Raw genomic sequence first — 20,567 nt, 5'->3', positions numbered from 1 at the left:
TTCACGGTCCTTGGTCCCATGCCGGTCGGGAGTATCGGCACTGCCGCCCGAATCGTCCGGGCCGCGAGGCTGTCTTGCATGACTTCTCGCACCCACCCGGATCCGATCGCCGTGTTCGCCACCGTGATCGGCACCGCGATGGTGATCGCGGTGCCGGCGGCGATGGCACACCTGTCCTTCTGGGCGGACATGTACGGATCGGTTCTGGTGTATCTGGCGTTCGTGGAATATCTAGCAGTGGCGGTCGGGCTGGTGCGCTGGGGCGTCGGTCACTGGCTCGTGAGCGCCGGGCAGATCCTGCGGTTCGAGCGCGATACGTACCGCGTGCCCGGCCGAGAGTGATTCGGTACGGCCCGCGCACTGAATGCTGATCGGATATGCCAGGCCGGGATCCGCGCTCACCTCCAGGGTGGTGGCGTCGATCCGGACGCTGAGCCGGTGCCCGCGATAGCACATCGGAAAGCTCAACGCCGCCATGGCTTCCGGCCAGCACGGATTGAATATCAGCCGATCGTCCCGGATTTCGAGTCCGGTGAAGCAGCGCTGGACCAGATCCACGCTGCCGGCCATGGCGCCCAGATGAATTCCCTCTTCGGTGGTCCCGCCCTGGATGTCGGCGACATCGGAATCCAGCACTCGATGGAAGAAGTCCATCGCCTGCGCCCGGTGCGCTCGCGCCAATACCCAGGCATGCACCACGGCACTCAGCGTCGATCCGTGCGAGGTACGCGCCAGGTAATAGTCGATGGTGCGCGGAATCGCCTCGCCGGGGAGTTCGTAGCCGAGTTGTGCCAGCACAGTACGTAATTCGTCGGCGGACAGCAGATAGAACAGCATGAGCACATCGGCCTGTTTGGCGGCGCGATACCGGTTGACGTCGTCACCTTCGGCCTCGAGGATGCGGTCCAGCCGCTGAATGTCGCCGTAGTGCTGGTGGTAGCCGTCCCAATCCAGTTCCGCCAGTTGGTCATAGCCGTCGAACTGGCTGATCACCCCGTCGTGGAAGGGCACGAACATGCGGCGGGCGACATGCTCCCAGCGTGCCCGCTCCCCCGGCGAAACACCCAGCGATTCCAGCAGTTCGGCGCGTGCGCGCGGGGCCAGTAACTCCAGCGTCTCGACCGCGCGGCTGATCGTCCATACCGCCATCACATTGGTGTAGGCGTTGTCGTCGATGCCCGATCGCGGTGCGGCCGCGGAGCCGGTGTGGAATTCGTCGGGGCCGATCACCCCGCGCAGATGGTAGCGATCGCGGCCCGGATCGTATTCGGCGCTGCTCGCCCAGAAGCGGGCGATTTCGACGAGCATTTCCGCGCCGTAGTCGGTGAGGAATTCGATATCGCCGGTGGTCTGGTAGTACTGCCAGGTGTTGTAGGCGACCGCACTGCCGATGTGATGCGCACGCGCGCTCGGATCCGGATTCCAGTGTCCCGACAGCGGATTCAGGTGCAGACGCTGACTTTCCTCCCGGCCGTCGCCGCTGGACTGCCACGGGAACATGGCCCCTGCCAACCCCGCGGCGACCGCGGCCCGGCGGGCCTCGGGAAGCCGGCGGTAGCGGTAGTGCAGCAGCGCCCGCGCGACGCTCGGGAAGCGCGGATTCAGCAGCGGGAACACGAAGAGTTCATCCCAGAAGATGTGCCCGCGATACGCCTCACCGGCGAGGCCGCGCGCGGGAACACCCACATCCAGGTCGGCGGTGTGCGGGGAGAGGGTTTGCACCAGATGCAGCAGATGCAGCCGCACCACCTGCTGTATGCGGCCGCCGCCGTCCAGATCGATGCGCAGCCGGTCCCAGAGGTGCTCCCATGCCGCGGTGTGCCCGGCGAGCAGAGCGGCGAAATCGCCCGCGGTGCCGAGCCGGCGTTGTGCGGCGTCATCGGGCGCGGAGACGCCGTGATCGTGTCCGGTCGCGATGGCCGCGATCTTCTCCAGCACGACCGTGCCTCCGGTATCGACCTCGACGGTGTGGTCATGTCCAATCACACCGCCCGCCAGGACGAGTTCGGTTGCCGGACAGAGCTTCACACCGTCGCGATGCAGAGTGGCCCGGGCGGCGACGGCGATCGGTATCGACGAACCATTCGTATGCACCACCGACAGCACCGATTCCGGCGAGAGCTCGTACATGCTCGCCTGCTCCAGATGCTTACCCGAGAGCGTCGAATACCGTCGCACCAGCGTGTTTTCGATCTCACTGTCGATGGCTGACCGGAATACCACTGTGCCGGACCAATTTTCGGCGGTCACCGCGGTCTCGAGTGCGCACAGGTGCGGTACATGCATGGCGGCGAAGCGGCGCTGGCGCACACCGGTGATTCGGCCCGCCGTATCCCGGTAGCGGAGTTCACGGGTGAGCACGGCCCGGCGCAGATCGAATTCCTGCCGGTACGAAAGCAATTCGACGGCATCGAGGTCGAACCATGGACCATCGCCGACGCGGAAGGTCACCGGCAGCCAGTTGGGCAGGTTGACCAGGCTCTCATTGTCGATGGTGTGACCGGCGATCTCGTCGAAGACCCGGTTGTACACCCCTGCCGCATAGGTGCCCGGATAGTGCCGCTCCCCCGCTACGCATTCCGGTGCCGAGCCGCGGGTGCCGAGGTATCCGTTTCCCATGGAGAACAGCGCCTCGCGCAGCCGCTCCCCGCCGGGGTCGTAATTGTCGAAGGCCAGCACCCAGGAATCCGAAGCCGCGTAATCGGATTCGGATTCCTGACGGGTGAGGTCGGTGAGCTCGTTCAGGAAGTCACGCACGGCGGCCGGTCCGGACACCGAGAAGCGGGCGGCCGTGCGGCGGTCGCCGTCCTCACCGTGCCGAACCACGATCGCGAGCCCATCGGATTCGATGGCGTCGAAACCGTCTTCGTCGGTGAGGTCGTCGCCGAGATAGATGGGTACGGCCGGGACGGCCAGCCGGTCCAGAATCCAGCGCAGCGCGGTTCCCTTGTCCCAGTCCACATCCGGGCGCAGTTCGACGACCTTGCGGCCGCCGCTCACCCGCAGCCCGGACCGGCGCGCGAGTTCGTGGACCGCCGCGATCACCGCGCCGATCCGGGTCGAGTCCACCTGCCGGTAATGCACCGCCACGGCAAATCGCTTGTGCTCCAGGCGGACTCCGTCGATATCGGCCAACCGCTCGCGGAGTTCGCCGGCCGCGTCCGCGAGCGCCCGCTCGGCTCCGGGCGCGGCCTCGTGCAGATGGGTGGTGCCGTCCGGGGCCTGCAATTCGAAGCCGTGACAGCCCGCGTACCAGATGCCCGCCACATCCACCCTGGCCCGCAGATCCGCGAGGTCACGACCGCTGACAATGGCCACGGGACAGATCTCGGCCAATCGGCCCAGCACCTCGGCGGACCCCGGCACGAGGGTGGCAGCGGCGGGATCCGGGACGATATCGGAGAGGGTGCCGTCGAAATCCATCAGGACGGCGGACTTTCCGGTGTCCAGCAGGTCGCGCACTCGCGACCACGAGGCCAGTGCGTCCGGGATCTCCGACATCCGGCGAAATCCGCTGTGCAACCGGACCTGTGCGAGATCGTCGACGACCACATCCGCGCCGCGCGCATAGAGCCGATCCACGTGATCGGCCCGGTTCACACCGATGACCAGGCCGAAACCACCCGACCGACCGGCCGCGACACCGGATTCCGCGTCTTCGACGACCACCGTGCGTTCCGGATGCGCGCCGAGCCGCCGGGCCGCCTCCACCAGCATCGCCGGATCGGGTTTACCGGCAAGCCCCAACTCCTCGGCGACGAGCCCGTCCACGCGTACCGCGAACAGATCTCCGATTCCGGCGGCACGCAGCACCTCGGCGCAATTGCGGCTGGCCGAGAACACCGCGACACCGACTCCCGCCGCTTGCAGGCGCCGAATCAGCGCGACGGTGGACTCGAACGCCGGTACGCCCTGGCGCGCAAGGCGTTCCAGGAACAAGCGATCCTTGCGATTTCCCAAGGCGCACACCGTGCCCGCGTCCTCGGTATCCGAGCTATCTCCCGAAGGGAGCGAAATGCCCCGCGCGGCAAGGAAATCCGTGACACCGCGATATCTGGGTTCGCCGTCGACCCAGCGCAGGTAGTCCTCGCCGGTGAATGGCGTGTGGTCCTCGCCGGGATGGGCTGGACGGGCCGCCAAGAATTCGTCGAACATCTCCTGCCAGGCCGCCGCGTGCACCGAAGCGCTGTCGGTGACCACACCGTCCATATCGAAGATCACCGCGTCATGACGGCGCGAGTCGATCAGCGCCGCATCGGTTCTGGATTCGTCCACGCCTTCAGCGTGCGCGGCCCGCGCGCCGCGTCCTAGGGTCACAGGTCCCTGCGGCAGGCGGGTTCCGATGCCCGTCGAGACGGAGTACAGCGCCGGTGAACTGAGGACCAAGGGCTCCTGTGCCCGGACCGCGCGGTGCATAGCGTGAACGTATGAGTCCTGTACCCTCCGGTGAAATCATCGAACGAGCCGTCCGACTCTCCGGGCGTGCGCCGTCGCTGCACAACAGTCAGCCGTGGCAGTGGGTCTTCGACGGCACGGCATTGCGGCTGTACTCCGTGCGCGGTCGCATGTTGCCGTCCACCGATGAGTCGGGCCGCCAGATGCTCATCAGTTGTGGTGCCGCGCTGGGGCATCTGCGCGCGGCGCTGTCATCGTTCGGCTGGCATACCCGGGTGGCCTACTTCCCGAATCCGACCCGGCATGAGCACCTCGCGACCGTCACCTTCGCCGAGGCCCGCATCGTCACCGACGCCGATCGCGAGCGCGCCGCCGCCATCGAGCGTCGCCGCACCGATCGGCTGCCGTTCGGGCCGCCGGCGAACCGGCAGGATCTGGAAATAGTGTTGCGCATCGCCATCGACGAGGCTGACGCAGTGTTGACGGTGCTGCCGGACGCGGCCCGGCCCGAATTGGCGCACGCCTCACGGCTCAGTGCTGCCCTGCGCCGCTACGACGCCGACTATCAGGCCGAATTGCTTTGGTGGACAGGTCATTCCTTCGGAAGTGCCGGCATTCCGCCGACCTCGCGCCTGTCCGCGGCCGAGCAGGCCAGGGTCGAGGTGAACCGGACGTTTCCCACGGTCACCGACGCGGATCGGCGCGCCGCGACGCCCGTCGACGCTGCGCTGGTCGTGGCGCTGTCCACGGGTGATTCACCCACGGAATGGGTGCGCTGCGGGGTCGCACTCTCCACACTCCTGCTCGAATGCACCGTCCTGGGATTCGCGACCTGCCCGCTCACCCATCTGACCGAGCTGCCACACAGCCGGGCGGTCATTCGCACCGTCACCGGGAGCACCGAACCTCCGCAGGTACTGGTCCGGATCGGGACCGTGCCCGCCGACGAACGGCCCCCGCGACCCACGCCCCGGCTCCCGCTCGCGCAGATCCTCAGCACTATCATTCCCTCCCACACCGGATAAGGGACTTTCGGCCATCCCCGGCGGGGACCGGAAGGACTACGTTCATCCTTACCTACCCTTTCGAGATCGGACCTGGCCATGATCAAGGTGTTCCTCGTGGACGATCACGAGATCGTCCGTCGCGGACTCGTCGACCTGCTCGAAAGTGATCCCGAGCTGAATGTCATCGGCGAAGCTTCCGACGTCGCCCAGGCACTCGCCCGCATTCCCGCGCTACAGCCGGATGTCGCGGTCCTGGATGTGCGGCTGCCCGATGGCAATGGGATCGAACTGTGCCGCGAATTGCTTTCGCGTCTGGACAATCTGCGCTGCCTGATCCTCACCTCGTTCACCGATGAGCAGGCCATGATGGATGCCATCCTGGCCGGCGCCAGCGGCTATGTGGTCAAGGACATCAAGGGCATGGAACTGGCCAAGGCCATCAAGGAGGTCGGTTCCGGACGTTCCCTGCTGGACAACCGCGCCGCCGCCGCGCTGATGGAACGACTGCGCAACAGCACCCGCCCCGACGGTCCGCTGGCGACGCTGACCGAACAGGAGCGCAAGCTGCTGGACCTGCTCGGCGACGGTCTCACCAACCGGCAGATCGCCGAGCGAATGTTCCTGGCGGAGAAGACGGTCAAGAACTATGTCTCCCGGCTGCTCGCCAAACTCGGTATGGAGCGTCGTACCCAGGCCGCCGTGTACGCCTCGAAACTTCGTACCGGACAAGAACATTAGCCTGGCGAAGGGTGAGGGCTTTGGTCCTCACCCTTCGTGCACAGCGTCCCTACCCCGGTGATCGCGCACGGCGGAGGCTGAACTCATGTACTCGGCTGTGCGAGAAACCCATTCCGGTGTCGTCTTCCTTTGCGGGGACCGCGCGTACAAGGCGAAGAAACCCATCGCCACCGACTTCCTCGACTTCAGCACCCGGGCGGCGCGCAAGTACGCCCTCGAGCGCGAGCTCGTTCTCAACCGGCGGCTGGCCGCCGATGTGTATCTCGGGGTCGCCGAGCTGACCGACCCCGAGGGCGGGCCCGGTGAACCGATTCTGGTAATGCGCCGCATGCCCGATTCGCGGCGGCTGTCGACCATGATCACCGAAGGGTCGGTGACGGCGGCCGAATTATCCACGCTGGCAATGATTGTCGCCGATTTTCACCGCACCGCCGAGCGCGGCGACGCCATCGATTCGGCCGGGACCCCGAATGCGCTGCGGCGGCGCTGGAGCGCGCTGCTGCAGCGGCCGCAGGGACAGGACGCCGACCCGATCACCCGCGTCGAGGAGCTCGCCCTGCGCTTCATCGACGGGCGGGAAGCGTTGTTCGCGGATCGTATTGCCGCGGGCCGGATCCTGGACGGTCACGGTGATCTGCTGACCGAGGACATTTTCGCGTTGCCCGATGGCTTCCGCATTCTGGACTGTCTCGACTTCGACGACGAGCTGCGATATGTCGACGGGTTGGACGATATCGCTTTTCTCGCAATGGATATCGAATTCCTCGGCCACCCGGACCTGGCCCGCACCCTGCTGACCGCCTACCTGGACGCGGCGGGCGACGCCCCGCCCGACTCCTTATCGCACCACTATCTCGCCTATCGAGCGATGGTGCGCGCCAAGACCGATCGGATTCGGGCCACCCAAGGCGATACCGGCGCCGCTGATCGAGCGCACCGGCATATCGAGCTGGCGCTCGGACATCTCGAAGAAGGCGCGGTGCGAATGGTACTGATCGGCGGCCTGCCCGGAACCGGAAAAAGCACCGTCGCAAGGGAATTGGCGGACCGCACCGGAGCGGAGGTGATCTCCACGGACGGCCTGCGCGCCGCATTGCGCGCTTGCGGTGTCATTACCGGCACCAGTGGCGACTACGGCGCCGGCGCGTATCAACCGGCCGCCAGAGCGGTCGTCTACGCCGAGCTCCTCGAACAAGCCGGGATTCGACTCGAGCGCGGCGTCTCGGTAATCCTCGACGCCAGTTGGCTCGATGCCGATGACCGCGCCGGGGCCGCGGAGATCGCCAAGCGAACCCACGCCTATCTCCTGCAGCTGCACTGTGTCTGCCCTCGCGAGCTCGCCACCACACGAATGGAGCACCGGACGCATACCACCTCCGACGCCACCCCCGACATCGCCAAAGCGATGGCGGCCGTGGCGGATCCGTGGCCCGGGGCCGCTGTGGTCGACACCGGCGCACCCCTCGACGACACGGTCCAGACCGCGTTGCGGCATTGGCGGCACAGCACCGGAAGCGATCTCCGCCATGCCTGAGCTGATGGCGCAACGCGCTCCCGAAGTGCGACCGATCGCTGTGACCGAGTCGGCGGCCGAGTCGGGCACCGATGTTCTGCGTGCACTCGCCGCCGACGAAACCGGACTGCCCCGTGCCGAAAGCGCGCGGCGGCTCCGGATCATCGGGGCCAATGCGGTGCGATCCCATCGCGCCACCATCGGCCCGGTTATATTGCGGCAGTTGCGTTCTCCGCTGTTGCTGCTGCTCGCCGGGACCGCGGCGGTGTCGTTCTTCCTCGGCGAGCGGACCGATGCCATCGTCATCGGTGTCATCGTGGCCGTATCGGTCGGGTTGGGTGTGGTCAACGAGTATCGCGCCGAACGCGCCGCCGAGGCGCTGCACGACCGGATCCGGCATCGTGTCGAGGTATTACGCGGCGGACTGGCCGAACCCGTCGATGTCGTCGAGTTGGTGCCCGGAGACATTGTCGAAATGCGCCCCGGCGAGTTGGTGCCCGCGGATGTGCGACTGCTGTCGGTGACCGGATTGCAGTGCGACGAGTCGGTATTGACGGGCGAGGCGATTCCGGTGCGGAAGTCCATCGAGCCGATCAGCGCCGGAACTCCGATCGCGGAACTGACCTGCTGTGCCCTGATGGGGACCGTCGTCGCGGCCGGGCGCGGCACCGGCGTGGTGGTCGCCACCGGCGGTGCCACCGAATTCGGCCGTATCGCACTGGGTTTGGGGCAACGGCAGCCCGAAACCGAATTCCAGGTCGGGCTGCGGCGGTTCTCGATGCTGCTGGTCCAGGTGGCGGCGGTATTGACCGTCGGCATCTTCGCGGTCAATCTCGTACTGCATCGGCCCATTCTCGATGCGCTGATGTTCTCCCTGGCCATCGCGGTCGGGATCTCACCGCAGTTGCTGCCGGCGGTGGTCTCCACCAGCCTCGCGGCCGGGTCACGTGCGCTGGCACAGCACAAGGTGCTGGTGAAGCGCCTGGTGTGCATCGAGGATCTCGGCGATATCGAAGTCCTGTTCACCGATAAGACGGGCACGCTGACCGAAGGGCGCATCGAGTTCATGCGCGCGATCGGACCGACCGGTGCGACCTCCGATGAGACCACGACGCTCGGGCTGACCTGCACCGACGCTACCGTGCAGGGCAATGGCCTCACCGACGGCGATGCCCTCGACACCGCGCTGTGGGCCGCGTCGGAGGCACCGGTCGAACGGACCGCCCGCTATACGCGGCTGGCCGTGCTGCCCTTCGATCACAACCGGCGACTGGTATCGGTGCTCGTACAGACCGGCGACGGACAGCCGATGCTGATCACCAAGGGCGCACCCGAAACAGTTTTGGCCCGCTGTATCGGTGTTCCGGCCACCGCCCAGGACACCTTGGACGCGGAGTTCGCCGCCGGTCACCGGGTCGTCGCGGTGGCGACACGGAACCTGCCCGGACAGCACGCCGTGACTCTCGACGACGAGCGGGACCTGTCGCTGCAGGGCTGCCTGATCTTCGCTGATCCACCCAAATCGACAGCGCACCACGCGATTACGCGACTGACCGCGCTCGGAGTGCGAGTGAAGGTGATCACCGGCGACAATCCGAAGGTCGCCGCCCGCGTCTGCGCTCAACTCGGATTACCGCCCGGAGACTCGTTGACCGGCGTCGAAGTGGACCGGCTCACCGATGCCGAGCTCACCGAGAAGCTGCATACGACAACGATATTCGCTCGGATCGATCCGGAACAGAAGGCCAGGATCGTGCGGGCGCAACGCGCGCTCGGCGTCGATGTCGCCTATCTCGGTGACGGGGTCAACGACGCGCTGGCATTGCACGCCGCCGATGTCGGCATCTCCGTGGACTCGGCGACCGATGTGGCCAAGGACGCGGCGGATGTCGTACTGCTGGAGAAGGATCTACAGGTGCTCGCCGATGGCGTCACCCAGGGTCGGCGAGTCTTCGCGAACACCATGAAATACGTGCTGATGGGCACGTCGAGCAATTTCGGCAATATGTTCAGCGCGGCGGGTGCGTCGGTCTTCCTGCCGTTCCTGCCGATGCTGCCGTCGCAGATCCTGCTCAACAATCTGCTGTACGACGCAAGCCAATTGGCAATTCCCACCGATACCGTCGATGACGAACAGCTCGCCCGGCCCGCCCGCTGGGATATCCATCTGATCAAGCGGTTCATGCTGGTGTTCGGCCCGATCAGCTCGCTGTTCGACTTCCTCACCTTCGCCATCATGCTGCGCGTCTTCCACGCCGGTGAAACCCTTTTCCACACCGGATGGTTCGTGGAATCCTCGCCACCCAGACGCTGGTGCTGTTCGTGATCCGGACCCGCCGCACGCCGTTCTTCCGCAGCAAACCCAGTGCGGCGCTGCTCATTTCGACACTGTCGATCGTGGCGATCGCGGCGGCGATACCGTTCACTCCGCTCGCGCGCAGCCTCGGATTCACGCCACTGCCCGCGGGGTTCTTCCTGGCCATGGCGTTGATGATCGTGGTCTATCTCGCGTTGGCCGAAACCGCCAAGCACTGGTTCTTCCGCAATCCACCGCAGGTCCCCACCGAGCGCACGCGCCGGACCGGATACCGAATGCACCGGCGCGCGGCACGATTCAGCATCGGCTCGGTACTACCCGCACTTCTTCTCGACCAGCCGCATGCCACTGACGAGCGTGGGCTCGATGGCCACGATGCTGTCCATAGCGCCATCCACCCAGGGCCGCAGTAGCCGCTCGTAGCGCGCGATGAGCTCGGGATCGGTTACCGGACGGGCGATTCCGGTAACCACCACCGACCAGCCCAACTGGGCGATCGGGTCGATATCGTCGGCCTCGTAGGCCACCACCACATCGGGCTCCGCACGCACCACCGAGGTCAGCCGGGAGGTGAGCCGCGTGCGCACAATCACGATCTCGCCGTCGTCCACCAGATGGTTCACCGGGCGCACGGCGGGCAGGGCATCCCTGGTGAAAATGACCCGCCCGAACGAGACGCTCGCCAGCAGGCGCAGGGCTTCCGCACGCCGCAGCTGCACACTGCGCCGCGGAATGAAGCTGTCCGTAGGAATCCCATTCATGCCCGCACCCCTGCCTGCCGCCAGGTGCGGGCGGCCGGCCGGGCCAACCACCCGCCGACTGGAGCACACCGCCGATCAGACATACGCATAACCCGACAACCCTTCTACCCATCCCCGACCTGATCCCCTATTTCTCCATGTCAACACCCGGAGAGTCCACAATGACAGGGTCCAAGGTCCCGATCCCGTCGCCGTCGGACACCGACCCGCCCTACTACCGATCGCCGGCGCTGTGCGGGGGTCGAAGGACATCAGCTCGCGGGCTGGTGGGCCCTGTTGTCACCGGCCCGCGATCGGCTGGACTGGATTCGAACCCGCACAAGCGCGGATCGATGACGAAAGGGCAGCGGTATGAGCGGGGCGAATTCAGCCGGGCGGCAATATCGGACGTGGCTCGACCGGTGGAGTGGAACGGCCCTCATCGGGCTGACCGTCACCCTGCTCGCGGTCGGTGTACTGGCGTGGGCACTGGGGCAGGGCCGATTCGCCGACGCGTCCTGGCTCGCCGCCACGGTGATCGGTGCGCTGCCCGCGTGCTGGTGGATGATCTCGACCTTGCGGAGGGGACGGACCGGAGTCGACCTCATCGCCGTACTCGCGCTCGTCGGCACGGTACTGGTCCACGAGTACCTCGCGGGCGCGTTGATCGCGGTCATGCTCACCGGCGGGCACGCGCTCGATGCCGCCGCCGAACGGCGCGCCACTCGCGACCTGCGCGGCCTCCTCGAACGTGCGCCGCGATCGGCACGCCGGCGCATCGGTGAGCGGATCGATGTCGTACCGCTCCACCAGGTCGTCCCCGGGGACGTGCTGGTGGTCGCCACCGGAGAAATCGTTCCGGTCGACGGGCGTGTTCTCGATACCGTTGCGGCACTGGATGAATCGGCGCTCACCGGTGAACCGCTGCAGGTCGAGCGGGCGGTCGGCGATCCGGTGCGCAGCGGGGTGGTCAATGTCGGCGACAGCTTCGCGATTCGGGCGACCGCCACCGCGGCCGACAGCACCTACGCCGGAATCGTCCGTCTCGCACAGGAAGCCGGGGCCGAGAACGCACCCACCGTGCGCCTGGCCGATCGGTACGCCACCTGGTTCCTGCCATTGACATTGCTGATCGCCGGTGCCGCCTACGGGCTCACACAGTCGCTCGAGCGCGCGGTCGCCGTGCTGGTGGTGGCGACCCCGTGCCCGCTGCTACTGGCCGCACCCGTCGCCATCGTCTCCGGTCTGTCCCGCGCTTCCCGGATCGGTGTGGTGATCCGCAGCGGCGCGGCACTGGAAAACCTCGGCCGCGCAACGACTCTGGTGATGGACAAGACCGGAACCCTGACCGTCGGACGTCCAGCGGTCGTGGAGGTCCTCACCGCCCCCGGCGATGATCTGGACCGGCTGCTCCAATTGGCCGCGTCGGTGGACCAGCTGTCCGCGCACGTGCTGGCCGAAGCGATTGTGAGCGAAGCGCTCGCTCGCAACCTGAAACTCGATGTCCCGGCCGATGTCTCGGAGGTGGCCGGGCGTGGGGCGAGCGGTGTCCTCGCGGGCCGTGTCGTACGGGTGGGCAAACTCGACGACGACGGCGAACTGCCGCCGTGGGCTCGCAGCGCGGTCAATCGCGCGGCGCTGGACTCCGCCAGCATCGTCTGGGTGCGGGTCGACGACCGGCTCGCCGCGGCCGTGTTGTTACGAGATCCCTTGCGCCGCCATGCTCCTCGCACCATGCGACGACTACGGGAGGCCGGACTGAGCCGGTTGGTCATGCTGACCGGTGACCGTATCGAACCCGCCCGCGAAGTCGGCACCATACTCGGCCTCGACGAGATCTACGCCGGGCAGAGTCCCTCGGACAAGGTCGCCGCGGTGCGCAGGGAATGTGAAACCGCGGTCACGCTGATGGTCGGCGACGGGATCAACGACGCACCCGCCCTCGCCGCGGCGAACGTCGGAGTAGCCATGGGCGCAAGGGGATCCACCGCTTCATCCGAGGCCGCCGATATCGTCCTCACCACCGATCGACTGGACCGGTTGGCCGACGCCATGGAGACCGCGCGCTGGTCCCGGCGCATCGCGGTGCAGAGCGCGGTCACCGGTATGGCCCTGTCCCTGCTGGCCATGATCGCCGCGGCGCTGGGCTGGTTGCCCCCGGCCGTCGGCGCACTGCTGCAGGAAGGCATCGATGTGGCGGTGATACTGAACGCCCTACGCGCGCTCCGCGCCGACCCCGGCGCACGCATCGATCTGCCGGACACGACCGAATCACTGCTGCGCCGCTTCGCGACCGAACACGACACCCTGCGGGACACCCTCACCCTGCTGCGCACCGCCGCCGACCGACTCGCCGAATCCCCGGACGCCACAGCACAATCCGCGATCGACGCCGCCTACCGATTCCTCACCCACGACCTGCTCCCACACGAGCAGGCCGAAGAATCCCAGCTGTACCCCGCACTGGCCCGCCCGCTCGGCAGCACCGAGGCCACCGCCACCATGAGCCGCACCCACGCCGAGATCGAGCGCCTCACCACCCGAATCGGCACCCACCTCGAACTCTCACATGAGGCGGGCCACCTCGCCCCGGATCAGATCGACGACCTGCTGGCCTGCCTGTACGGCCTGCACACCCTGCTCCGACTGCACTTCCTGCAGGAGGAGGAGAACTACTTCACCCTCGCGGACGACACTCCAACCGAAACGGATTGGGCGACAACGGCATAGCGACGACCGCTCACCTGTGGAGCGGTCCGGGGGTCAGTGCGAAGTGCCGGTCTCGGATATCCGCACCCACACCGGCCAGCCGGTGAACCGATCCCCCAGCAGCATCGGCAGCATTCCGACCGACCACGCGACGATCGTGCCCGCCCCGGTCGCGGCCATCCAGTCGCGAATCCGCAACCGGGACAGTCCTGTTCGCAGCACACGCGCTTGGAACAGGACCAGGACACTGCCTTCGACCGTGCCTGCCGCCGGCACGAGAACAATGGTCGCCACCGCGCCCGCGTGTGCCACGAAGGCGCCCGCGCAGGCCGGGGCCCCGAAGCCGAGGAATTCGCCCAGTGTGACCGCGCCGGACCAGCGGCGCCGCAGGCCGGGCAGCGGGGTGGCCATGCCCGGCACCACTCGGCCGGTAGCGGTGAGCCACTCGCCGTCGATCCGGAGGGAGACCGGGCTTGCGCGCCACGTGGCCGGGTCAGCAGCTGGTCGTACACGGCGGTATTGGGCAGCGGGCGCGTATCGACCGGCAGCGTGGGGACGCCGGCCTGCAGGTAGGTGTAGACGGTGTCGCGAGAGATCCCGAAGGCCTGCGCGAGGGCGGTCTTGCGCTCGCCCGCCGCCGCACGGGCACGCAGTTCGCCGGCCTGCGCATCGGACAGGGCCGGTTTGCGGCCGGTGTAGACGCCGCGGGCTTTGGCCTTGGCGATGCCTTCGCGCTGGCGCTCGCCGATCATGGCGCGTTCGAACTGCGCGACCGCGCCCATGATCGAGAGCATCAGCTGCGCGTCGGTGAGGTCCTGCACGAGGGTGAGCAGGTCGCCGAGATTGCGGGCCAGGCGGTCCATGGAGTGCACCACCACGGTGTCGCCCTCGCGGACGTACCCGAGCATCGCGGTGAGCTGGTCGCGGTCGGTGTCCTTGCCGGACATCTTGTCCGTGAACGTCTTGTCCACCGCGATGCCGTCGAGCTGGCGGGCGGTGTTCTGATCCACCGCGCTGACGCGGACGTAGCCCACGCGCAACCCCAAAACGACAGGCTGTGAACACGACGCCGCGACCCCGCCCTCCGAGAAGTCAACTGTTCCCAGCGCGCGCCCGCTGAAACCAACTCTCGGCTTCAATGAGCTCGCCCCGCCTCTTGAGCAGGAACCCGAGATTGTTCATCGCGCCCGCGTGGCCGCTGTCGGCGGCTTTGCGATACCAGGTCTCGGCTTCGGTGAGATCGCCCCGCTCCTTGAGCAGGAGCCCGAGGTTGTTCATCGCGTCCGCGTTGCCGGTGTCGGCGCTCTTGCGATACCAGGTCTCGGCGTCGGCGAGCTCACCCCGCCTCTTGAGCAGGAACCCGAGATTGTTCATCGCGCGCGCGTGGCCGGTGTCGGCGGCTTTGCAGTACCAGCCTTCGGCTTCCGTGAGATCGCCCCGCTGCTCGAGTAGGAACCCGAGATTGTTCATCGCGTACGCGTTGCCGGTGTCGGCGCTCTTGCGGTACCAGCCTTCGGCTTCGGTGAGATCGCCCCGGTCTTCGAGCAGGAACCCGAGATTGTTCATCGCGCCCACGTTGCCGGTGTCGGCACCCTTGCGGTACCAGGTCTCGGCTTCGACCAGTTCACCCCGCCTCTTGAGCAGGAACCCGAGATTGTTCATCGCGCGCGCGTGGCCGGTGTCGGCGGCTTTGCGGTACCAGCCTTCGGCTTCGGTGAGATCGCCCCGCTGCTCGAGTAGGAACCCGAGACCGTTCATCGCGTACGCGTGACCGGTGTCGGCGCTCTTGCGGTACCAGGTCTCGGCTTCGGTGAGATCGCCCCGCCTCTTGAGCAGGAACCCGAGATTGTTCATCGCGCCCACGTTGCCGGTGTCGGCACCCTTGCGGTACCAGGTCTCGGCTTCGACCAGTTCACCCCGCCTCTTGAGCAGGAACCCGAGATTGTTCATCGCGCGCGCGTGGCCGGTGTCGGCGGCTTTGCGGTACCAGCCTTCGGCTTCGGTGAGATCGCCCCGCTGCTCGAGTAGGAACCCGAGACCGTTCATCGCGTACGCGTGACCGGTGTCGGCGGCTTTGCGGTACCAGATTTCGGCCTCAGCGATCTTCCCCTGCTGGCGAAGGAGGTATCCAAGACGGAACATCTCCTCAGGGTTGTGCGGGTCCGCAACGTGGGCGCCCCGAGTATCGGAGGGTTTGCGATCCGTCTCGACCGTTGGTGGTGTGGCTGGTGCGTGCGGCGGCGCGAGTGTGGTGGCGGTGACCGCGCGCCGCAGATCCGCCACCAGGTCCTGACCTGAGGGATACCGATCAGCAGGGTTCTTGGCCAGCACGGTCGCGATCACCGCGTCCAAGAACACCGGCAGATCCGGGCGCAACACCCGCACCGACGGGACCGGAGCGCTCAGGTGAGCGGTCATGAACTCGAGCGGTGCCCGCGCGGGAAACGGGACCTGCCCGGTGAACAGCTGGAACATCGTGCACCCGAGGGAGTAGAGATCGGCCCGGTGATCGACAGGGCCCGCGCCGAATCGTTCGGGCGCAGCGTAGGGAAGCGACATCGCGATGCTGGTCGCGGTCGTCGCCGAATCGACCGCGCGGGCGATCCCGAAGTCGGTGAGCACCGCCTTGCGCCCGTGGCGGGGATCGTGCTCGATCAGCAGATTCGCCGGTTTCACATCCCGATGCAGCACACCATGGGTGTGCGCGTGATCGAGTGCATACGCGGTGTCGGTGATCAACGCGAGCACTTCCTCGACAGGTAACCCGCCCGGCGCGGCAGCCAGCAACGCGGTCGCGTCCCCGCCGGCGATATGCCGCATCGAGAGCCACAACGCCGGATCCACCGGATCGCTACGGTCGTACACCTGCACGATGTTCGGATGATCGAGCTGCGAGGCCAGTTCGGCTTCCCGATCGAACGCCGCCCGCGTCCCGGCCTCCGCGGCCCACTGATCATGCAGAACCTTCAACGCCACATCACGTTTGAGCCGCGGATGCCGCGCGAGGTAGACCACACCCATCCCGCCCGCACCCAGACGCGCTTTGATCACGTACCCCGCGAACACCGACCCCACACCCACCACCAGGCCCACCCCCGATCAGTCACACCACATCACACAGTGCTGCAGGCAGGCTACGAGCCACCCCCACCACCGGTCCAGCGAACACCCTCATTCTCACTGGTCACCGTCAAGTATCCGACAGCCCGGCATCAAGATCCGGGCCTCCGGTAACACCCGAATTCGCCACTACCACAACCAGATACTTCCGAGACGCTGATACCGAGACCCAGATCCGGGACTGATCCACTCGGCAACGTCTACTGCCACGCAACGGATCTCGGAAATGATCGTTTCAGAGACAGTCGTGCGCGTACCTCGGACAGCCTGAGGAAGTCGCGCACCTGTCCCCCGCGAGCGTGGCCTACTGCTATACGGCGAATAAATACCGCCATGCCGGAAGTGGTCTGTATAGAGGAATCATGCAGGAGATACAGCCGGTTGCCGCTAGCCCCGATGGGGCCGATCGGCATGGACTGGAGATTTCTTTGGCGGACTTCAGCCGCCTGCTCCGATGGGCACACCACCATTCGGGACTCAAGGACCTCCGCATAGCTTTCGGCTGGTTCTTCGGCCGGTGCTTGCTCAGCTTCATCATCCGGGTGGCCTTCTCTCTGTGGCGCCCGCGGTTCATGGCCGCTGGCACATCTCCCTCCCACGAACGAGGTTCCTCACCGGGGCAACTGGCTTCAGCTACTCCTCACATCGAGCGTGGTCCTACCCGCGGGGCGGTCTGGCTAGCCAGTCCACCTGCGGGAGAACGCGCACCCTGCGCGCTCCCGCCTCTTCGCGGGAGAAAACAACTTGCCCAGCACCACCTCCACCATGGCGGTCGACTGGAACCACACGATCAGCCTCGTCCTGGGGCTGATCGCACTGGTGATCGCCGCCTACCTGGTGTTCATCGGGTTCGCCCTGTGGGAAGCCCTGCGCGGTACAACCCCCGCCCGCCGTGCTCGCGGCGAGCGGATCCTCACCCTCCTGCTCGGCCACTTCACCGAACTCCTGCGCCTGGTGCTCGACACCATTGCGCGGCTCAAGCAGGCGGACTCCAACGAACCGGCTAGAAGCGACGTCCCTCGCTCGGCCCTCGGCGATCCCGGATCCGCGCGGTCCGGCGAGCCGCAGGAGCGCGACCAGTGACCGGCAACGACGCTGGGCGTCGGCCTGTCGGGCGCCCTCGCGTTGCCAGCGACGAACTCGTCGGCCTGATCGATCGGATGAACAAGGCCGGACAGTCCTTCGAGACGATCGCGCAGTGGCTCACCGAGGCCCGCATTCCCACTCCGGGGGGGCCGGCCGACGTGGCACAGCAAATGCGCGTGGAACGTGGTGAACAGCGTCAGCGCCAGGAAGTATCTCGCTGACAGCCGCTGCTCGTAGGCGCTTCCGCCCGTCCCCCGCCCGCCCGTACACAGGTATGGGCAGGGTACGGACGGTCCGGAACCGACGACGCCCGCCCTGGCGGAGGGCCTGACTACTGCGCCCCTGAACTGCGCATAGTCCGGTCAATAGATGAGGGCGCTCAGGACTGGTACAACAAACGCTCCGTGCCCCAAGAGCAGGACACCACCCCCGCCGCGTAGGGGGTGCGGCCCGGGTCGGGTGGCACCTGTACTCAGCAGGACGCCTGGAACGGGAAACATGGCTGCGGCGGGACAGTCGGCTGCGTGGTCGCGATCGTCGAAGGCACCACAGCGGTGTCGGCCGGGCGCTCCACCGAACCCATGTGGGTGAGAGTCAGCACGATCAGCAGCAGGGCCACACCACCCACGAGCACCGCGAGCCCCCACACGATCGGCATGGGCGAGGCACTGTGGTAACTGTGGACATACATCGACGTGTAGCGCCCCCGCCGAGGCGCGCGTCGGTCGCGGAAACGAACGGACCCGCTCACGTAACTCCCGCCGATCTTCCCCCGGCGAGAATGACGCCGCACGGCTTCATACCCCATGAGCGACAGTATGACGCGTGGGGCCGACACGATCAGGCCAGGCGAGATGTTCGGAGATTCACGAGGGGACCGCGCCCGGAGTGGATCAGGCCGCGATATCGAACAACGTCAACGCGACCGGCTGCGCGGCCAGTGCTGCCCGCAGCTCGCTCTGCTCGCGAATCGCGCACGTGGGGCCGATGCCCGCGAGTACCGATTTCGGTGACACCAGCCAGCCGTGACACCGCCGGCAGTGCGCGACGAGTCGGACTTCGGGACGTTCACCGATCTCGGCCATGTCGTTCCTTCTTCGGGCCGCGGGTAATCCTTCCGAGAGTGACACAGGGGTCCGACACGAATCCGTCCCCGACCCTGCCGACTCACACCTGTCCTGGGGTCCCGGTAGTTTTCGCGGAACAGAATCGCCGACTCGTGTCACAGGCTGCTGTCATGCTGAACGCAGTCCGCGGGGAAGGGGCGAGCGGTGATCGAATATCTGTGTCCGAATCCGGGGTGTCTGTTCGCCTCGCATGTGACCCCGTACTGCCCGTACTGGGTACCGGAGTATCGCCCGTTCACCTCGGCCGAGCGCCGCACTCGTGACCATCTGCACAAGCTCAAAGCCGAAGGGCGGATCTCGGCACCGGTACCGGGCACGAGCAGCGGCTGGAGCTGGGCACTGCCCTGGCTGCTGCCTATTCTGCTGCCCCTGGCCTTGTTCCTGTTCTTTGTCGTGGTGCTCATCGCCGGGAGGTAGAGCCCGCCGGCGGGACAAAGGGCAGGGACGCACGAGCCCGAGACACGGGCCGAAATCCGGGACAGCACAATAGAAGCGACAACCCCGGCGGATTCGTCCCGCCGGGGTTGTCGCTTCTATTGGTGTTATCGGTCGATGTCCTCAGTTCACGGTCAGCACCAGGACCAGCCGGGGTGGTAGTCGTCGTAGCCGATGCCGCTGAGCAGCGCGGTCACCTGAGCTCGCAGTCCGGTATCGACGCAGGAGCAGTACAGAATGCTGGGCTGCAGTGCCAGCGTGGCGTCGACATCGACGGCCAGGTCCACGTCCAGGCATGGCGCCAGCCCGGCCGCGTCCAGCACCCGGGATGCGGCGATCGGAAGTGGCGATCAGCACTGCGCTTCTACCCCTGCCGGCATGACTTTTGCCTCTGGCTGCGAAACCCGGGAGCGGACACCCTGGGAACAGAATCTATTCAAGGAGGCATCCAATGGAATACCGGGTGACGCTATGCGAAACGGCGCCGCAGACTGTTGTGCGCGTACCGCTCGAGATCCGCCCGGATCTGCTCACCGAGGGCATCGTGAATGGCATGCGCCGACTCGAGGAGGCGGCCGCGCAGGCCGGGCTCACCGCCAGCGGCGCACCGACCATCACGTTCCATCGGGAACTGCCCGCCGACGACTCGATCACCGTTGATTTCGGGCTCCCCATCGAGGCCGCTCCCGCGCTGGGGCCGAGTTCCGGTGCGCAACTGGTCATTCAGCCTTCGGTGTTGGTGGCACGTACCAGTCATCGTGGCGGTTACGACGGGATCGACGCCGCATACCGCGCGCTGCGGGAATGGTTGTCCGAGGCGGCGTGCCGGCCGATCGGGCCGCCGACCGAGGCCTATTTGATCGGCCCCGACGAAGTCAGCGATCCACGACAGCTGATCACCGAGATCAGGATTCCGGTCGCACCGTCACCGGCCATCGCCGTCCATCTCACGATGAACTGGCCCGACGCGGTCGCCCTGACCCGGAATGCACTGCAGCGAGCCGGATTCCGTGTTCTCACCGAGACCGATATGCAAGCGGTGCTGCGGGAGCAGGTCGGCGAGCACATCGAGGAGTATCTGATTCTCGGCGTGTGTCATCCCCGGCTGGCGGCGCAGGGGCTCGATGCCGATCGGCAGGCCGGACTGCTGCTGCCGTGCAATGTGGTGCTACGCGCCGACGAAACCGGCATCGTTGTGGAGGCGGCCGACCCGAGCATCATGGTCCGAGCCACCTCGCAACGCGAACTCGAGTCCGTCGCGGACGAAACGCATCACCTGCTCGTCTCCGCGCTGGGCAGCCTGCGGCATCCGGCCGCGGCGGCGTCCTGAGCCCGGACTCGACGAGGCGATGACCATGGTCCCGGTCGGCGCGGGCACGA

17 protein-coding genes and 1 pseudogene are annotated in these 20,567 nt (G+C 66.8%); 10 read left to right on the top strand and 8 right to left on the bottom strand.

Annotation, left to right across the window (positions count from 1 at the left end):
- Nucleotides 1–231: 231 nt before the first annotated feature.
- Nucleotides 232–4,275 carry a trehalose-phosphatase gene (gene otsB, locus GFY24_RS09225; RefSeq protein WP_309230640.1) on the bottom strand — a complete coding sequence of 1,348 codons (4,044 nt, stop codon included), beginning with the start codon at nucleotides 4,273–4,275 and terminating at the stop codon, nucleotides 232–234.
- Nucleotides 4,276–4,427: 152 nt separating this feature from the next.
- On the opposite strand from otsB, the gene GFY24_RS09220 reads away from it, so the two are divergent.
- From GFY24_RS09220 to GFY24_RS43290, 5 genes are all read left to right on the top strand, one after another.
- A complete protein-coding gene (locus GFY24_RS09220) occupies nucleotides 4,428–5,420 on the top strand; it encodes an Acg family FMN-binding oxidoreductase (RefSeq protein WP_153804548.1) in 993 nt (330 codons plus the stop codon).
- 78 nt (nucleotides 5,421–5,498) lie between these two features.
- Nucleotides 5,499–6,140: a response regulator transcription factor gene (locus tag GFY24_RS09215; protein ID WP_153804547.1), complete on the top strand. Its 642-nt coding sequence runs from the start codon at nucleotides 5,499–5,501 to the stop codon at nucleotides 6,138–6,140.
- Between the two features lie 85 nt (nucleotides 6,141–6,225).
- Nucleotides 6,226–7,674 carry an AAA family ATPase gene (locus GFY24_RS09210; RefSeq protein WP_153804546.1) on the top strand — a complete coding sequence of 483 codons (1,449 nt, stop codon included), beginning with the start codon at nucleotides 6,226–6,228 and terminating at the stop codon, nucleotides 7,672–7,674.
- Nucleotides 7,667–9,979 carry a magnesium-translocating P-type ATPase gene (mgtA, locus tag GFY24_RS09205; protein ID WP_309230639.1) on the top strand — a complete coding sequence of 771 codons (2,313 nt, stop codon included), beginning with the start codon at nucleotides 7,667–7,669 and terminating at the stop codon, nucleotides 9,977–9,979. The genes GFY24_RS09210 and mgtA overlap by 8 nt, the downstream gene beginning before the upstream one ends.
- Nucleotides 9,934–10,383, top strand: a complete 450-nt coding sequence (locus tag GFY24_RS43290; protein WP_309230638.1) for a cation transporting ATPase C-terminal domain-containing protein — start codon at nucleotides 9,934–9,936, stop codon at nucleotides 10,381–10,383. Before mgtA ends, GFY24_RS43290 begins: the two co-directional genes overlap by 46 nt.
- Here GFY24_RS43290 and GFY24_RS09200 read toward each other — a convergent pair.
- Nucleotides 10,285–10,731, bottom strand: coding sequence for a pyridoxamine 5'-phosphate oxidase family protein (locus GFY24_RS09200; RefSeq protein WP_153804545.1), 447 nt, complete (start codon nucleotides 10,729–10,731; stop codon nucleotides 10,285–10,287). The two genes, GFY24_RS43290 and GFY24_RS09200, sit on opposite strands and share 99 nt — an antisense overlap.
- A 351-nt stretch (nucleotides 10,732–11,082) precedes the next feature.
- Between GFY24_RS09200 and GFY24_RS09195 the strand changes: the two genes are divergently transcribed.
- Nucleotides 11,083–13,440, top strand: coding sequence for a heavy metal translocating P-type ATPase (locus tag GFY24_RS09195; RefSeq protein WP_153804544.1), 2,358 nt, complete (start codon nucleotides 11,083–11,085; stop codon nucleotides 13,438–13,440).
- Nucleotides 13,441–13,473: 33 nt separating this feature from the next.
- Here the strand turns inward: GFY24_RS09195 and GFY24_RS41760 are convergent, their stop codons facing one another.
- The 3 genes and pseudogenes from GFY24_RS41760 to GFY24_RS09185 form a co-directional block, all read right to left on the bottom strand.
- Nucleotides 13,474–13,830 (bottom strand): hypothetical protein, encoded by a 357-nt coding sequence (locus tag GFY24_RS41760; RefSeq protein WP_228566175.1) that lies wholly within the window; start codon nucleotides 13,828–13,830, stop codon nucleotides 13,474–13,476.
- 152 nt (nucleotides 13,831–13,982) lie between these two features.
- Nucleotides 13,983–14,465: pseudogene (locus GFY24_RS41755) on the bottom strand (recombinase family protein); the annotation flags it as partial.
- Nucleotides 14,466–14,511: 46 nt separating this feature from the next.
- Nucleotides 14,512–16,503, bottom strand: coding sequence for a tetratricopeptide repeat protein (locus GFY24_RS09185; protein WP_153804543.1), 1,992 nt, complete (start codon nucleotides 16,501–16,503; stop codon nucleotides 14,512–14,514).
- Nucleotides 16,504–17,283: 780 nt separating this feature from the next.
- On the opposite strand from GFY24_RS09185, the gene GFY24_RS09180 reads away from it, so the two are divergent.
- Together GFY24_RS09180 and GFY24_RS09175 are read left to right on the top strand one after the other, a co-directional pair.
- Entirely contained in the window at nucleotides 17,284–17,622 is a 339-nt protein-coding gene (locus GFY24_RS09180; protein ID WP_153804542.1) for a hypothetical protein, read from the top strand.
- The gene (locus tag GFY24_RS09175) at nucleotides 17,619–17,846 is read left to right on the top strand and encodes a hypothetical protein (RefSeq protein ID WP_153804541.1); all 228 of its coding nucleotides are present in this window, start codon (nucleotides 17,619–17,621) and stop codon (nucleotides 17,844–17,846) included. The genes GFY24_RS09180 and GFY24_RS09175 overlap by 4 nt, the downstream gene beginning before the upstream one ends.
- Before the next feature lie 251 nt (nucleotides 17,847–18,097).
- Here GFY24_RS09175 and GFY24_RS09170 read toward each other — a convergent pair whose 3' ends face one another.
- Both GFY24_RS09170 and GFY24_RS09165 read right to left on the bottom strand, forming a co-directional pair.
- The gene (locus tag GFY24_RS09170; protein WP_153804540.1) at nucleotides 18,098–18,283 is read right to left on the bottom strand and encodes a hypothetical protein; all 186 of its coding nucleotides are present in this window, start codon (nucleotides 18,281–18,283) and stop codon (nucleotides 18,098–18,100) included.
- A gap of 235 nt (nucleotides 18,284–18,518) precedes the next feature.
- On the bottom strand, nucleotides 18,519–18,710 hold the full coding sequence (locus GFY24_RS09165; RefSeq protein WP_153804539.1) for a DUF6011 domain-containing protein: 192 nt from the start codon (nucleotides 18,708–18,710) through the stop codon (nucleotides 18,519–18,521).
- A 186-nt stretch (nucleotides 18,711–18,896) separates the two neighbouring features.
- Here GFY24_RS09165 and GFY24_RS09160 point away from each other — a divergent pair, with 186 nt between their 5' ends.
- Nucleotides 18,897–19,169 (top strand): hypothetical protein, encoded by a 273-nt coding sequence (locus GFY24_RS09160; RefSeq protein ID WP_153804538.1) that lies wholly within the window; start codon nucleotides 18,897–18,899, stop codon nucleotides 19,167–19,169.
- 152 nt (nucleotides 19,170–19,321) lie between these two features.
- Here the strand turns inward: GFY24_RS09160 and GFY24_RS09155 are convergent, their stop codons facing one another.
- Nucleotides 19,322–19,510 (bottom strand): hypothetical protein, encoded by a 189-nt coding sequence (locus GFY24_RS09155; RefSeq protein ID WP_153804537.1) that lies wholly within the window; start codon nucleotides 19,508–19,510, stop codon nucleotides 19,322–19,324.
- Nucleotides 19,511–19,638: 128 nt separating this feature from the next.
- Here GFY24_RS09155 and GFY24_RS09150 point away from each other — a divergent pair, with 128 nt between their 5' ends.
- Nucleotides 19,639–20,517 (top strand): DUF302 domain-containing protein, encoded by an 879-nt coding sequence (locus GFY24_RS09150; protein ID WP_153804536.1) that lies wholly within the window; start codon nucleotides 19,639–19,641, stop codon nucleotides 20,515–20,517.
- Nucleotides 20,518–20,567: the final 50 nt, after the last annotated feature.

Source organism: Nocardia sp. SYP-A9097, assembly GCF_009649815.1.
GTDB lineage: Bacteria > Actinomycetota > Actinomycetes > Mycobacteriales > Mycobacteriaceae > Nocardia.
Note: the sequence above shows the minus strand (reverse complement) of the source record. Positions and strands in the feature narration are given on the sequence as shown.

What these genes read in the sequence shown, in the direction of transcription:
- GFY24_RS09220 (WP_153804548.1), top strand. Translation starts at nt 4,428, where the DNA reads ATGAGTCCTGTACCCTCCGGTGAAATCATCGAACGAGCCGTCCGACTC.
- GFY24_RS09215 (WP_153804547.1), top strand. Translation starts at nt 5,499, where the DNA reads ATGATCAAGGTGTTCCTCGTGGACGATCACGAGATCGTCCGTCGCGGA.
- GFY24_RS09210 (WP_153804546.1), top strand. Translation starts at nt 6,226, where the DNA reads ATGTACTCGGCTGTGCGAGAAACCCATTCCGGTGTCGTCTTCCTTTGC.
- mgtA (WP_309230639.1), top strand. Translation starts at nt 7,667, where the DNA reads ATGCCTGAGCTGATGGCGCAACGCGCTCCCGAAGTGCGACCGATCGCT.
- GFY24_RS43290 (WP_309230638.1), top strand. Translation starts at nt 9,934, where the DNA reads ATGGTTCGTGGAATCCTCGCCACCCAGACGCTGGTGCTGTTCGTGATC.
- GFY24_RS09200 (WP_153804545.1), bottom strand. Translation starts at nt 10,731, where the DNA reads ATGAATGGGATTCCTACGGACAGCTTCATTCCGCGGCGCAGTGTGCAG.
- GFY24_RS09195 (WP_153804544.1), top strand. Translation starts at nt 11,083, where the DNA reads ATGAGCGGGGCGAATTCAGCCGGGCGGCAATATCGGACGTGGCTCGAC.
- GFY24_RS41760 (WP_228566175.1), bottom strand. Translation starts at nt 13,830, where the DNA reads ATGGCCACCCCGCTGCCCGGCCTGCGGCGCCGCTGGTCCGGCGCGGTC.
- GFY24_RS09170 (WP_153804540.1), bottom strand. Translation starts at nt 18,283, where the DNA reads ATGCCGATCGTGTGGGGGCTCGCGGTGCTCGTGGGTGGTGTGGCCCTG.
- GFY24_RS09165 (WP_153804539.1), bottom strand. Translation starts at nt 18,710, where the DNA reads ATGGCCGAGATCGGTGAACGTCCCGAAGTCCGACTCGTCGCGCACTGC.
- GFY24_RS09150 (WP_153804536.1), top strand. Translation starts at nt 19,639, where the DNA reads ATGGAATACCGGGTGACGCTATGCGAAACGGCGCCGCAGACTGTTGTG.